General features: G+C 66.5%; 13 protein-coding genes. 5 read left to right on the top strand and 8 right to left on the bottom strand.

Translation table 11 applies throughout. The features are described from left to right. The first annotated feature begins 45 nt into the window (after window positions 1–45). Together G0D83_RS08270 and G0D83_RS08265 are read left to right on the top strand one after the other, a co-directional pair. Entirely contained in the window at window positions 46–906 is an 861-nt protein-coding gene (locus G0D83_RS08270; protein WP_164191914.1) for an amidohydrolase family protein, read from the top strand. Between the two features lie 9 nt (window positions 907–915). Beyond that, window positions 916–1548 (top strand): SGNH/GDSL hydrolase family protein, encoded by a 633-nt coding sequence (locus tag G0D83_RS08265; RefSeq protein WP_164191911.1) that lies wholly within the window; start codon window positions 916–918, stop codon window positions 1546–1548. A gap of 4 nt (window positions 1549–1552) precedes the next feature. Here G0D83_RS08265 and G0D83_RS08260 read toward each other — a convergent pair whose 3' ends face one another. From G0D83_RS08260 to G0D83_RS08235, 6 genes are all read right to left on the bottom strand, one after another. Further along, window positions 1553–2632 carry a glycoside hydrolase family 105 protein gene (locus G0D83_RS08260; RefSeq protein ID WP_164191908.1) on the bottom strand — a complete coding sequence of 360 codons (1080 nt, stop codon included), beginning with the start codon at window positions 2630–2632 and terminating at the stop codon, window positions 1553–1555. Then, window positions 2629–4185, bottom strand: a complete 1557-nt coding sequence (locus G0D83_RS08255; RefSeq protein ID WP_164191905.1) for a glycoside hydrolase family 28 protein — start codon at window positions 4183–4185, stop codon at window positions 2629–2631. The genes G0D83_RS08260 and G0D83_RS08255 overlap by 4 nt, the downstream gene beginning before the upstream one ends. Before the next feature lie 77 nt (window positions 4186–4262). Beyond that, window positions 4263–5540, bottom strand: a complete 1278-nt coding sequence (locus tag G0D83_RS08250; protein ID WP_164191903.1) for an ABC transporter substrate-binding protein — start codon at window positions 5538–5540, stop codon at window positions 4263–4265. Between the two features lie 29 nt (window positions 5541–5569). Further along, window positions 5570–6676, bottom strand: coding sequence for an ABC transporter ATP-binding protein (locus G0D83_RS08245; protein WP_164191900.1), 1107 nt, complete (start codon window positions 6674–6676; stop codon window positions 5570–5572). Window positions 6677–6681: 5 nt separating this feature from the next. After that, window positions 6682–7605 carry a carbohydrate ABC transporter permease gene (locus G0D83_RS08240; RefSeq protein ID WP_164191897.1) on the bottom strand — a complete coding sequence of 308 codons (924 nt, stop codon included), beginning with the start codon at window positions 7603–7605 and terminating at the stop codon, window positions 6682–6684. 2 nt (window positions 7606–7607) lie between these two features. Continuing rightward, the gene (locus G0D83_RS08235) at window positions 7608–8489 is read right to left on the bottom strand and encodes a carbohydrate ABC transporter permease (RefSeq protein WP_164191895.1); all 882 of its coding nucleotides are present in this window, start codon (window positions 8487–8489) and stop codon (window positions 7608–7610) included. A gap of 212 nt (window positions 8490–8701) precedes the next feature. On the opposite strand from G0D83_RS08235, the gene G0D83_RS08230 reads away from it, so the two are divergent. Further along, complete coding sequence (locus G0D83_RS08230; RefSeq protein WP_164191893.1) at window positions 8702–9610, top strand: AraC family transcriptional regulator; 909 nt, start codon at window positions 8702–8704, stop codon at window positions 9608–9610. Window positions 9611–9619: 9 nt separating this feature from the next. On the opposite strand, the gene G0D83_RS08225 is transcribed toward G0D83_RS08230, so the two are convergent. Both G0D83_RS08225 and G0D83_RS08220 read right to left on the bottom strand, forming a co-directional pair. Continuing rightward, window positions 9620–9928 carry a cupin domain-containing protein gene (locus G0D83_RS08225; RefSeq protein WP_095880583.1) on the bottom strand — a complete coding sequence of 103 codons (309 nt, stop codon included), beginning with the start codon at window positions 9926–9928 and terminating at the stop codon, window positions 9620–9622. A gap of 18 nt (window positions 9929–9946) precedes the next feature. Then, entirely contained in the window at window positions 9947–10723 is a 777-nt protein-coding gene (locus G0D83_RS08220) for a FadR/GntR family transcriptional regulator (protein WP_108965033.1), read from the bottom strand. Window positions 10724–11015: 292 nt separating this feature from the next. Here G0D83_RS08220 and kduI point away from each other — a divergent pair, with 292 nt between their 5' ends. Both kduI and kduD read left to right on the top strand, forming a co-directional pair. Beyond that, window positions 11016–11840, top strand: coding sequence for a 5-dehydro-4-deoxy-D-glucuronate isomerase (kduI, locus tag G0D83_RS08215; RefSeq protein ID WP_164191891.1), 825 nt, complete (start codon window positions 11016–11018; stop codon window positions 11838–11840). Further along, window positions 11840–12583 carry a 2-dehydro-3-deoxy-D-gluconate 5-dehydrogenase KduD gene (gene kduD / locus G0D83_RS08210; RefSeq protein WP_164191889.1) on the top strand — a complete coding sequence of 248 codons (744 nt, stop codon included), beginning with the start codon at window positions 11840–11842 and terminating at the stop codon, window positions 12581–12583. Before kduI ends, kduD begins: the two co-directional genes overlap by 1 nt. Window positions 12584–12691: the final 108 nt, after the last annotated feature.

The following is a 12691-nucleotide window of genomic DNA, read 5'->3' as shown; positions in this document are numbered from 1 at the left end:
GACGGCGTTCCGCCTCTCACCTCATATCGCCTCGAAGGACCGACGATGATCGACCGCAAGCTCACCGGCGCAAAGCCCAGGACCCGGATGCCCAAGGGCGCCTGCGACACGCAGATGCACATGTACCTGCCGGGCTACGGCTGGCGGGCGGATGGCAAAGGCGTGCCCGCCGAGCCTCTGCCCACCCCCGAGATGTACCGCAAGACCATGGGCTGGCTCGGCATCGACCGGGTGGTGATCACCCAGGGCAACGGGCACCAGATGGACAACGCCAGCCTGCTCGCCTGCATTGCCGAGATGGGCGAGTGCGCGCGCGGCGTGGCGGTGATCACCGGCGAGACCTCGGAGGCGGAGATGACGCGGCTGTCCGAGAGCGGGATCGTCGGCGCGCGGATCATGGACCTGCCCGGCGGGGCGGTGGGTCTCGATCACCTCGAGGCGGTGGATGCGCGCGCCCATGCGGCGGGATGGATGATGGCGGTGCAATTCGATGGCACCGCGCTCCCGGAGCTGGAGCTGAGGCTGGCGAAGCTGAGATCCAACTGGGTGCTCGACCACCACGGCAAGATCTTCGGCGGCATCACCCCCGAGCATGTCGCCACCATCAAGCGGCTCATCGACGGGGGCCGGTGCTGGTTCAAGTTCGCCGGCTGCTACGAGGCGACCACGACGTCGGGCCCCGACTATCCCGACATCGCCGCGCTCAGCCGCGAGATTGGGGCTCACGCCCCCGAGCGCATCGTCTGGGGCACCAATTGGCCGCACAACGCGGCCAGCCGCACCGAGGACTATCCCGACGACGCTCATCTGCTGGATCTCGCCATGAGCTGGCTGCCGGATGACGCGCAGCACCGCGCACTGGTGGAGAACCCGCAGCAGCTCTATGGTTTTCCTCAGATAAGCTAGGGAGACAGCATGGCCCGGATACTTTGCTATGGCGACAGCCTCACCTGGGGGCACGACGCCGCCAATGGCGCGCAGCGCCACGCGATTGCCGATCTCTGGCCCTCGGTGCTGGCCGAGGCGCTTCCTGGTGTCACGGTGCTGGCCGACGGGGTCGGCGGGCGCACCACCTCCTTCGACGATCACGCCGCGCCCTGTGACCGCAACGCCACGCGCACGCTGCCGGTGGCGCTGGCGGCGCATATGCCGCTCGATGCAGTGATAATCTTGCTGGGTACAAACGATCTCAAGCCGAAGTTCGGCGGGATGGCGATCAGCGCACAGCAGGGGATGCGCCGACTGATCCAGCTGGTGCGGGGCTTTCCCTACACGCCCGCCAGCGCGGTGCCGAAGGTGCTGATCGTCGCGCCGCCGCTTTGCACCGCGCCTGCGCAGGGCGCCTCCGACAGCCCCATCCGTGCCGAGCAATCGGCGCTCTTCGCCCCGCTCTACGCGGCGCTGGCAGAAGAGATGGGCGTGGCCGTCTTCGATGCAGGAACCGTCGCGCAGGCCTCGCCGGTGGATGGCATCCACCTCGACGCGGCGAACACCCGCGCGATCGGCGCGGCATTGGCAGAACCGGTGCGCGCGCTGCTGGCTATCTGACCCGTCAGGCGGGCGCGCGGGCGGTGAGCCGCTGCGCCGCCGCCATCATCAGCGGGCCGACGCCCTTGGCATCATCCTCGACAATCTCCTCGCTGAGGTAATACTCGCGCGAGCCATCGCGCATCTTGCCATCGAAGCCGCCGAGCCCCGCCACGTGGCAGATACCGGTGAGCCGAGTCACGCCGCCTTCCGTCTCCAGCCGGGAGTCGATCAACGCATCATGGGCGCGTTGCCCGGCGTCGAACCATTCGCCCAGACCGAGCTCGGTGCCGCGCATCAGCGCGTAGGCGAACATGGCCGAGGCCGAGCTTTCCTCGTAGTTGCCCGGCAGGTCCGGCGCGTCGAGCACCTGCGGCCAGAGACCGGACGCGGCTTGCTGGCGCACGACGGAGTTCAGCAAATCGAGGGTCTGGCGCTTCGGCGCGCGCTCGGGAACCAGCGCCGAGATGTCGACCAAGGCCATGGCAAGCCAGCCCACCGCGCGCGCCCAGACCGCCGCCGACTTGCCGGTCTCGGGATCGGCCCAGTCCTGCGCCCTTGCCGCGTCGTAGCCATGCACGTAAAGCCCCGCCGGGCCGCGGGTCAGCTCGAGCGCGCGCGCAAGCTGCGCCAGCGCATCCTCGACCAGCGCGGGTTGCGCCTGGCGTATCCCGTATTCGATCTGGAAGGGCAGGCCCATGTAGAGCCCGTCGAGCCAGACCTGCTGCGGGTAGCGCTGCTTGTGCCAGTAGTTGCCTGCTGCGGTGCGCGGGTGGCGTGAGAGCTGCTCGGCGAGATGCCCGGCGGCTGCCATGTAGCGCGGATCCCCGGTCTCGTCGGCGAGGTGGAAGAGACAGCGCCCGGCAAGGATGTGGTCGATGTTGAACTCGTCGATCCGGTAGCCCGCCAGCGTGCCGTCGGGGGCGATCTGCGCATCTGTCAGGCGTCTGAGGTGATCCCACCAGCGCGCCTCGCCGGTGGCCTCGTGCAGCAAGGCGAGGCCACGGTAGACGCAGCCGTCCTCGTAGCACCAGCTGCCGGCCTTGTAATGGCTGTAGCGGGCCGCGAAGGCGTCGAAATACTCCAGGACATCGGGAAGGGTCATGGCTGGGCGAGGCTCCGGTTGAGGACGTCGTCGGTGCTGAGCGGGGCGGCGTCGGCAGACAGATCTCCAACGACCGTGGCGTGTTCGGCGCGCACGCCCGCGTGGCGCAGGGCGCGCACGCCATCGGCCATGAGCGGCGGCTCGGGGCGCGCGCCGGGATCAAGCGAGACCAAGGTGACCTTCGAGAGCCGGATCGGGCCGATCGGGGCCTCTGGCAGGCCGAGGAAGGCGCCGAGCGCATGGGCCAGGCTGCGCACCTCGACATCCTCGACGGTGATCTGGCCGATGCGCGGCGTCAGTTGGCTGACCGCGGCGGGCGCGCGGGACTGCACCCAGTCCGCATGGCCGTCGTGGTCGCAGAAGTAATGGGCGTTGGCTGAAAAGGCGGTGAGCACCCCGTCCATGGTCACGTTGCGCATGAAGATGCGGGCAATCTCGCCGCCACGGCCACGCCGGGTCTTCAGCCGCAGCCCGCGATCGGTGCCGACCATCTCGCAATCGCACACGGTCACGTCGGTGACGCTGCCCGACATCTCCGAGCCGATGACGCAGCCGCCGTGGCCCCGCTCCATCAGGCAATGCTGAACGGTGATGCGGCGGGTGGGGCGCAGGTGGTCCGCCTCGCCCTTGTCGCCGCGCTTGCCCGCCTTGATCGCGATGCAGTCGTCGCCGACCGAGAAATGCGTGCCGAGGATGGTAACGTCCTCGCACATGTCGGGATCGAAGCCGTCGGTGTTGGGGCTGTCGTGCGGCGCCTGAATGGTCAGGCAGGCGGCAAAGAGATCGTGGCAGCCCTGCGGGTGGATGGTCCAGCTTGGCGCGTTGCGGATGGTGAAGCCGATGAGGCGGGTGGCCTCGGCGTCGATGAGATGCAGCCCGCGCGGGCGGCGGGCGCCCTCGCGCGTTTCCTTGGCCCAGGTCCACCAGTCGCCGCGGTCGCCGCCGCCGTCGAGCGTGCCGAGACCCTCGATGGTCAGGTTGCGCGTGCGTATGGCGTGCAGCGGTGCGCGGAAGCAGGGTTCGGGCAGCCCTTCCCAGGAGCCGAGCATGGTGCCGTCGGGGTTGCGGGCGGGCAGGATCGGCCAGCCGCTGCGGTCGGAAGGGGCGACAAGGGTGGCGCCTTCGGAAAGGTGCAGGATCATGTCCGAGCGCAGCTCGACCGGGGCGCAGACCCAGTGGCCGGGCGGGACGATCAGCGTACCGCCCTTCGGCAGCGCGACAATGGCGCGGGCGAAGGCGGCGGCGTTCGCGGCGGCGTCCTCGGCGGTGTCGGGCAGGCCCGCGCGGGCACCGAAGTCGGTCAAATCCAGCGCGCCGGGGCAGGGGGCCGTGGTGAAGCTCAGGGTCTCGCCGCCGCAGTGGAAGGCATAATCGCTGTCCGGCTCCAGTGGGCCCAGCGGCAGCACCACGCGCGACGCCATGCCCTCGGCGACGGTCTCGCCGTTGCGGCTGAGGCGCCAGGGGCGGGCCGGGTCGAGCGTGAAGCGGGCGGGCGGCGGCGCGAGGCAAAGCACGGCCATGCGCGGGGTCACCGCGGCGCAACGGAGGGTCATGGGGCGGACTTTCGTCTTGGGGATGCGGGGCGGCCCGGAGTGGCGGGCCGCCCCCTTGGAAGACCTCAGGTCCGAGGTCAGTCGAACTGGCTCAGCACGTCGTTGGCGCCTTCGATGATGTACGCGGCGGCTTCCTCGGCGCTGACCATGCCGTAGGCGAATTCCTCGAGCGTATCGACGAAGGTGGCGCGCAGCTCGGGGTGCTCGTTGAACGGCGACACGGCAGGGCCTTCGGAGGCCATCATGATCTCATGTGCCTCGAGCAGCTCGGGCTTGATCTGGCCGGCGGCTTGCAGCCGCTCCAGCGCTACCTTCGAGGCCGGCAGGCCTCGGGTGTCGCCAAGCGCGTCGATGCCCTCGGGCTCGTTGACCAGGCAGTTGAGGATTTCGGCTGCGGCCTCGGGGTTCTTGGAGTTCTTCGACACGGCAAAGAGCATCGACGGCTTGCGGTAGACGCCTTGGGTCACCGCGTCCTCGAAGGTCACCATCGGCACGGCGGCCAGCACTTCTCCGTCCTGCAGCGGATCGGAGAACTTGAAGTAGGTGCTGTCCCACTCGTAGGAGCCGGCGATCTTGCCCTCGGCCCAGGCGGTCTTTTCGTAGAGCTTCACGTTGCCCTCGGCGGCCTCGTCCTGGCGCGACTGGATGGCACCGGTGTCGACCATGCGCTGGTAGAAGTTGATCCCTTCGGTCAGCTCTTCGGGGGTCCATGCGACGCGGTTGGTTTCCGGGTCCACGAGGTCCTTGCCCGTCTTTTGGGTGACCGCGAGCGAGACCAGCAGCTGGGCGCTTTCCGAGACGGCGTTGAACAGGCGGTACTCCTCGCCCTCCTTGTCGCGCAGCGCCTCGGCGGTGCCGAAGAATTCTTCCCAGGTCGTCGGCGCGCTCAGCCCGGCCTCTTCAAGCGTGGTGGTGTTGAAGAAGAAGACACGGCCGGTGGTCGACACCGGGATGCCCTGCACGTGGCCCTTGACAGTGACGCCGTCGAGGTCGGTCTGCGGATATTGCGACAGATCCACCGCGCCGAGCTCGTTCAGGTCCGCAAAGCCGGTACCATCGCGCGAGAAGAGCGGCAACCAGGGCCAGTTCACCTGGATCAGGTCGGCCTCGGTGCCGCCGGCCATCTGGGTGGTGAGCTTCTCGAGGTAGCCCGAGAAGCCAGTGAACTCGGGCGCGATGCTGTGGCCGTGTTTTTCGCCGCAGGCCTTGAGCGCTGCTTGCGTGGCGACGTGGCGCGAGTCGCCCCCCCACCAGCTCATCCGCAGCTCGGCGGCGTTTGCCATACTGGTGGCAGATGACAGCGAACAGGGCACCAGTGCGCTTGCAAGCAGCGCCTTTTTGATCGTTGACTTCATTTTGAAAACTCCTCCTCCAAGTTTTCGGATCAGCCCGCGAGGGGCAGGGATACGTTCGCGCCGCTCTGGCGGTCGAAGATATGCGCATGGGCAAGATCGGGCGTCAGGCGGATGCGCTCGTCGGAACGGTCGAGCGCGTCATATTCCGCGGCACCGGCGACGGTGGTGATCTGCTTTCCCTCGAGCACGGCATGCAGGTAGACCTCGTGCCCCATGAACTCGGCCGAGCGCAGGCGGGCGGTCAGCCCGTTGCCCGCCGAGAGCTTCATGTGCTGCGGGCGGATTCCGAGCGCCGCCTCCTGCGGCTTCGACTGCATCCGGTTCAGCACCGCCTCGTCGAGCGCGATCACCTGCCCGCCGAGGCGAAAGTCGGTGCCCTCGATCTCGCCGTCGATCACGTTCATCTCGGGCGAGCCGATGAAGCCCGCGACAAAGAGGTTGGCGGGGCGGTCGTACAGCTCTTTCGGGGTGGCGACCTGCATGATGTGGCCGTCTTTCATCACGCAGATGCGGTCGCCCATGGTCATCGCCTCGGTCTGGTCGTGGGTGACGTAGACCACGGTCGACGGGCGCCCCTCGGCCTTCAGCCGCTTGTGCAGGTCGGTGATCCGCACCCGCATCGAGGCGCGCAGCTTGGCGTCGAGGTTCGACAGCGGCTCGTCGAAGAGGAACACCTCGGGCTTCTTGATAAGCGCGCGGCCCAAAGCCACGCGCTGCGCTTGGCCGCCCGAGAGCTGCTTTGGCAGCCGGTCGAGCAGCGGCTCAATCTCGAGGATGCGCGCGACCTCCTGCACCGCGGCTTCGCGCTCGGCTTTTGGCACATGCGCGAGGCGCAGGCCGAAGGCGAGGTTGGAGCGTACCTTCATGTGCGGATAGAGCGCGTAATTCTGGAACACCATGGCGATGCGGCGCTTGCCGGGGGGCAGGGCGTTGACGATGCGGTCGCCGATGCGGATCTCGCCAGAGGTCACCTCCTCGAGTCCGGCGATCATCCGCAGCGTGGTGGACTTGGCGCAGCCCGAGGGGCCGACCAGCACCATGAATTCGCCTTCCTCCACGTCGAGGTCGATCCCGTGCACCGCCTTGAACGCGCCGCCATAGACCTTTTCGAGCTTGCTGAGTTGCAGACGTGCCATTGCGATTATCCTTTCACCCCACCGGCCGAGAGGCCTTCGATGAAGTATTTCTGAGCCATGAAGAACACGATGAGCGCGGGCGTGATGGTGAGCACCGACATCGCCAGGATGCGGTTCCATTCGAACGCCTCGGTCGTGTCGATCGAGAGTTTCAGCGCCAGGCTGACCGGATACTTGTCGACCGAGCTGATGTAGATGAGCGGGCCGAGGAAGTCGTTCATCGTCCACATGAACTGGAACAGGCACACCGAGATCAGCGCGGGGGCCAGCATCGGCACCACGATGAACACCAGCGTCTGCCAGCTGTTCGCGCCATCGACCCGCGCCGCCTCTTCCATGTCGCCGGGGATCGCGCGCAGGAACTGCACCAGCATGAAGACGAAGAAGGCGTCGCCGGCAAAGGCCGAGGGCACCCAGAGCGGCAGGAAGCTATCGAGCCAGCCCAGATCGCGGAACAGCAGGTACTGCGGGATGCGGGTGACCACGTTGGGCAGTAGCAGGATGGCGATCACCGAGCCGAAGAGCAGCTTCTTCAGCGGGAAGTCGAAACGGGCGAAGCCGTAGGCCACCATGGTGCAGCTGATCGCCGTGCCGATCACCTTGGGGATGATGATCAGGAAGGAATTCAGGAAGAACCGCCCGAAGGTGTAGGGGGTCGAGGTCTCCCAGCCCTTCACATAGCCCTCGGCGGTGGGCTCCTGCGGGATGAAGCCGGGGTTGGCGAAGATCTCGGCGTTGGTCTTGAACGACGCGCCGACCAGCCAGATCAGCGGGTAGAGCATCAAGAGCCCAACCCCGAAGAGGATGACATAGCGCACCGCGGCCGAGATTTTCGCGTTGCGGATCTGCCGGGCGTTGGCCGCGCGGGCTTCGGCGAGGCCGTCGGCACCGGCGGAAAGGACATCGGAGGCGTGAGAGATATCGGTCATGTTCAGCTCCGCTTGTCGCCGGCGTAGTAGACCCACTTCTTCGAGGACCAGAAGGCCGCGAGGGTGAGCACCATGATGATCACGAAGAGCACCCAGGCGATGGCCGAGGCATAGCCCATGTCGAAGCGGCGGAAGGCCTCGTCGTAGATGTACATCGGCAGGAGGTAAGTGGACTTCAGCGGGCCGCCCTGGGTGATGATGTAGGGGCCGTTGAACTCCTGGAATGCCTGGACCATCTGCATGATCAGGTTGAAGAAAATCACCGGGGTGATCAGCGGGATGGTGATGAACAGGAAGCAATGCGCCTTGCTCGCGCCGTCGATCTCGGCGGCCTCGTAGAGCGACTTGTCGATCGACTGCAGCGCCGCGAGGAAGATCACCATCGCCGAGCCGAATTGCCAGCAGCGCAGCAGCGTGATGGTGAAGAGCGCGTTTTGCGGATCGCCGAACCAGTTCACCGCCTCGAAGCCGAGCCCGGTGAGCATCATGTTCACCAGCCCCTCGGAGGCGAAGATGTAACGCCACAGCACCGCGATGGCGATCGACCCGCCAAGGATCGACGGCACGTAAAAGGCGGTGCGGAAGAAGTTGATGAACTTCAGTTTGTAGTTGAGGATGTAGGCGATGAAGAGCGCGAAGGCGAGCTTCAGCGGCACCGTGGTGAACACATAGATGAGCGTCACCGTCAGCGACCGTCTGAACGTCCGGTCCTTGGTGAAGAGATCGATGTAGTTCTCCAGTCCCGTCCATCTTGGTGCCGACATGAGGTTGTAGTCGGTGAAGCTGAGATAGAGCGAAGCCCCGAAGGGGATCATCGTGAAGACCAGAAGTCCGATGATATAGGGCGCGAGGTAGCCAAGTCCCAGGGCGCGCTTGCGCGTCATGGCCTGCCTCCCGTGCCCCGACCTGCCGAAACGGCGGCCAACTTCGGCGAAATAAGCATATGTCCTCCCGAACTGTGCGGAAATCGCCCGTCCCGTGACGTCAGCTTGCCCCCTCCTCGGGGCTGGCGGGTGACAGGCGGTCCTGTACAGTTGTATGATGAATTCATGACAGATGGCGAGCGTGGATTGAATTCACCAAGATGGCGAAAAAGATGGACGAAATCGGAGGTTCAATTCTCGACCGGGTGCCCGCCTCCGCGCTGACTTTGACGCTGACCCGTTCGGCGATCCGCATGCAGCACTCGAGGCTCTGGCGGATCGAGAAGGAAAACCCGGTCGAGGACCTGGTGATCGCGCTCGAGGGGCGCGGCGAGTACATCGTGGGCAAGGAGCGCTTCCCGCTGGCGCCGGGCGAGGCGATGCTGTTGCGGCGGGGCGAAGCCTTCTGCGGCTGGAACGAGGGCGCGGATCTCTACACCGGGCTGGCGCAGCATTTCACGCTCGGCATCTACGGCGACACCGACCTCATCGCGCAGATGGACCTGCGGCGGAAGGTGCGGCTGTCACGCTGGGACGAGCTGGCGCCGCTCATTCGCAGCTACCGACAGAGCGCGCCGCCGAATTCGGTGACGCTGATGCAGCACCACCTCTTCATGGTCTTTCTGATCGCCTTCATCGATGATGCCTTCCTGGGCTGGCGGCAGGGCGGGGCGGTGCCGATTGACGGGGCGGCGGCGATCGATCTGGCGGTGATGAAGGCGGCGGCACAAATCTCGACCGCACCGCTCGATCCCGAGGTTGCGGCGCAGGCGGTCGAGGCAGCCCCCTACAACGACGACTATTTCCATCGCGCCTTCCGCGACCGGCTGGGGCGTACGCCGCGCCAGTACCAGGAGTATTGCCGGATGGAGCGGGCCATGTCGTTGCTCGAGCGCGGCATGAGCCCGTCGCAGGTGGCCGAGGAGATCGGCTATGCCGACCCTTATTACTTCAGCCGGGCCTTCAAGCGGCAGATGGGCATCAGCCCGCGCGGCCACCAGCAAAGGGTGAAGCGCGCGCAGGACGGGCAGGTCATGGGCATGGACGAGGCCGATCAGGCACGGGCCCTGGGGCAGGCGTGAGCGCCTGTTTCAGAGGAAATCGTCGCGGCGCGGGGTGAAGCAGTCGATCAGCCGCCCGGCGTCATGGCACTCGCAGCCGTGCTTGGCATTGGAGGGGATGACGAAGCTGTCGCCCGGCTTCACCTCGAAGCTCTCGTCGCCGAGGAAGAAGGTAAAGCGCCCGCTCTCGCAATAGGTCGACTGCACATGCGGGTGGTGATGCATCGCGCCTTTGGCTCCGGTCTCGAAGCGGAATGAGACGACCATCAGCTCGGGGCTGTCGGCCAGCACTTGCCGGGCGACGCCGGTGTCGGGAAAGACGACGGGGAAATTGCTCATGAGAGCCTCCTGTTGGGCCTATTGACCGGACTTGCGCAGCAGGTTGCGGTAGCGTGACTGCGCGCCCTTGAGATGCAGGCGCATGGCCCGCCGTGCGTCGTCCTCGTCGCCGTCGATGATCGCGCTGACGATGGCCTCGTGCTCGGCGTCGATGGCCTGCAGGTAGGTCGCGGTGGCGGCATCGGTGCCGTCGCTCAGCGCGTGGCGCGGGATCAGGCTTGCCCCGATCATCGACAGGAAGTCGCGAAAGCGCGGGTTGTTGGTGGCATCGGCGATGGCGAGATGCAGCTCGAAATCCGCCGGCGCCGTCGGCTCTCCTGATGCGGCCTTGGCACGCAGCGCCGCCAGCGCCTGCAGGATCAGCTCTTCCTGCGCGGGCGAGCGGCGCAGGGCGGCGAGCCCCGCCGCCTCGACCTCGACGGCGGTGCGCAGTTCGAGCATCTCGATCATCGAGGAAATGCGTACGAAATCGATGTTCTGGAACGGCAGGTCCAGCTCGGGGCGCTGGTCGAGCACGAAGACCCCGGCGCCCTGCCGCGGCTCCACCAGCCCGTCGTAGCGCAATGACGCCACCGCCTCGCGCACCACGGTGCGGCTGACCTCGAACTCCTCGGTCATCTTGGCCTCGCTCGGCAGGCGGCTGCCGGGGGCGTATTGCCCGCTCTCGATCTGCGCGCGCAGGCGGTCACGCACCTGCTCGACGAGGGTCTTGCCGCTGCCGCGCGAGGGGCGGGCCGTCCTGACTTTCTGCTCGGTCACGTTCTTGGTCTTCTTGTTCCTGGCTTGGTCATACATATAATACAGGTTTCCTCGGGGCTGTCCATGTCCGGTGGCGGGGAGATCGCCGCGCGCTCTCGGTCTTCCACCCCATTGGCGAGGCGACAGGCGGGAGTTTTCCCGCAATTATCTCAAGAAGATGGCCGGCAGTGCCTAGGCTGGCGATCCGGGAGCAAGGCGGCGCCCGGACATCTGACCGCTTCGCAATGTTGTATGATAACATCTTGAAGGCGAGGGCCATCCGTGGTTCCTTGGCCGCGACAGCCTGACCGGCCCCGGCCGCGTAGGCAGAGATTCTGGGAGAGAGCACATGCTGACCGTCGAAACCCGCCACGCCATCCACCCGACCCAGGCCCGCGACATGTGGACCGAGGAGCTGCGCGAGCACTTCCTTACCCAGGGCATGTTCCGCGAGGGCGAGATCCGGCTCGTCTACACCCATTACGACCGTTTCGTCATGGGCGGCGCGGTGCCCGGCGCCGGCACGCTGACGCTCGACGTGGTGGACGAGACCCGGACTCCGAGCTTTCTCGATCGCCGCGAGATGGGTATCGTCAACATCGGCGAGGCGGGCACTGTGGAGGCCGGGGGCGAGACCTACGAGATGGGCCGAGGCGATGTGCTTTACCTCGGGATGGGCACGGGCGCGGTGTCCTTCTCCGGCGCGGGGCGCTTCTACATCACGTCCTGCCCGGCGCATAAGAGCTACCCGTCGAAGCTGATCACCCTGGCCGATTGCGTCGAGGTGACCATGGGCGCGCCAGAGACCTCGAACAAGCGCACCATCAAGCAGTTCATCCACCCGCAGGTGATGGAGAGCTGCCAGCTGATCCTCGGGTATACCTCGCTGGAGGAAGGCTCGGTCTGGAACACCATCCCCAGCCACATCCATGACCGCCGTATGGAGGCATATCTCTACTGGGGCATGGACGAGGAGAGCCGCGTGCTGCATCTGATGGGCGAGCCCGACGAGACCCGGCATCTCTTCGTCGCGAACGAGGAAGGCGTCGTCAGCCCGAGCTGGTCGATCCACTCCGGCGCGGGCATCGGCAAGTACACCTTCATCTGGGCGATGGCTGGCGACAACGTCGATTACACCGACATGGACTTCATCCAGCCCAAGGATCTGCGCTGATGTCCGGGCTCTTCTCGCTCGAGGGAAAGCGCGCGCTTGTCACAGGTGCCAACACCGGCATCGGCCAGGCCATCGCCGTGGCGCTTGCCGGGCAGGGGGCCTCGGTCACCTGCGCCGGGCGCCGCGCCTGCGACGAGACGGTGGGGATCATCGAGGCGGCGGGCGGCAAGGCGGAGAGCCTGCTGCTCGATTTCGCCGACCCGATGGCGGCCAAGGAGGTGTTCAAGGGCGCGGGCTATTCGCTGCTGGTCAACAATGCGGGGATCATCCGGCGCGCCGACAGCATCAAGTATTCCGAGGAAGACTGGGACGCGGTGATCGACGTCAACATGAAGGCGCTCTTCTTCACCTGCCAGGCGTTCGGCCGCGAGCTGATCGCGACAGGACAGGAGGGCGCAGTGGTTAACATCGCCTCGCTGCTGTCCTTCCAAGGCGGCATCCGGGTGCCAGCCTACACCGCGTCTAAACATGGCGTGGCGGGGATCACCAAGATCCTTGCCAATGAATGGGCCCCGCATGGCATCACCGTCAACGCCATCGCCCCGGGCTATATCGCCACCAACAACACCGAGGCGCTGCGCGCGGATGCGGAACGCTCCAAGGCCATTCTCGAGCGCATCCCCGCCGGGCGCTGGGGCGATCCCGAGGACATCGGCGGCACCGCCGCTTACCTCTGCTCCCGCGCGGCGCGCTACGTGACGGGCGCGGTGCTGAACGTCGACGGCGGCTGGCTCGCGCGCTGAGGCCGGGCTCCGGCGGGCATATTTGGAAAGAGAAGGGGGCGGGCATCGCTCTCCCCTTCGGCCTTTGCGCCCGCCCTGTCTCTTGGGTCCAAATATCCCGGGGGAGAG

Origin of the sequence: Salipiger sp. PrR003, from assembly GCF_010500785.1 — a bacterium.
In the GTDB taxonomy this organism is placed as follows: Bacteria; Pseudomonadota; Alphaproteobacteria; order Rhodobacterales; family Rhodobacteraceae; genus Salipiger; species Salipiger pacificus_A.
The sequence above is the reverse complement of the archived record's forward strand: the minus strand, read 5'-3'. Positions and strand labels throughout refer to the sequence as shown.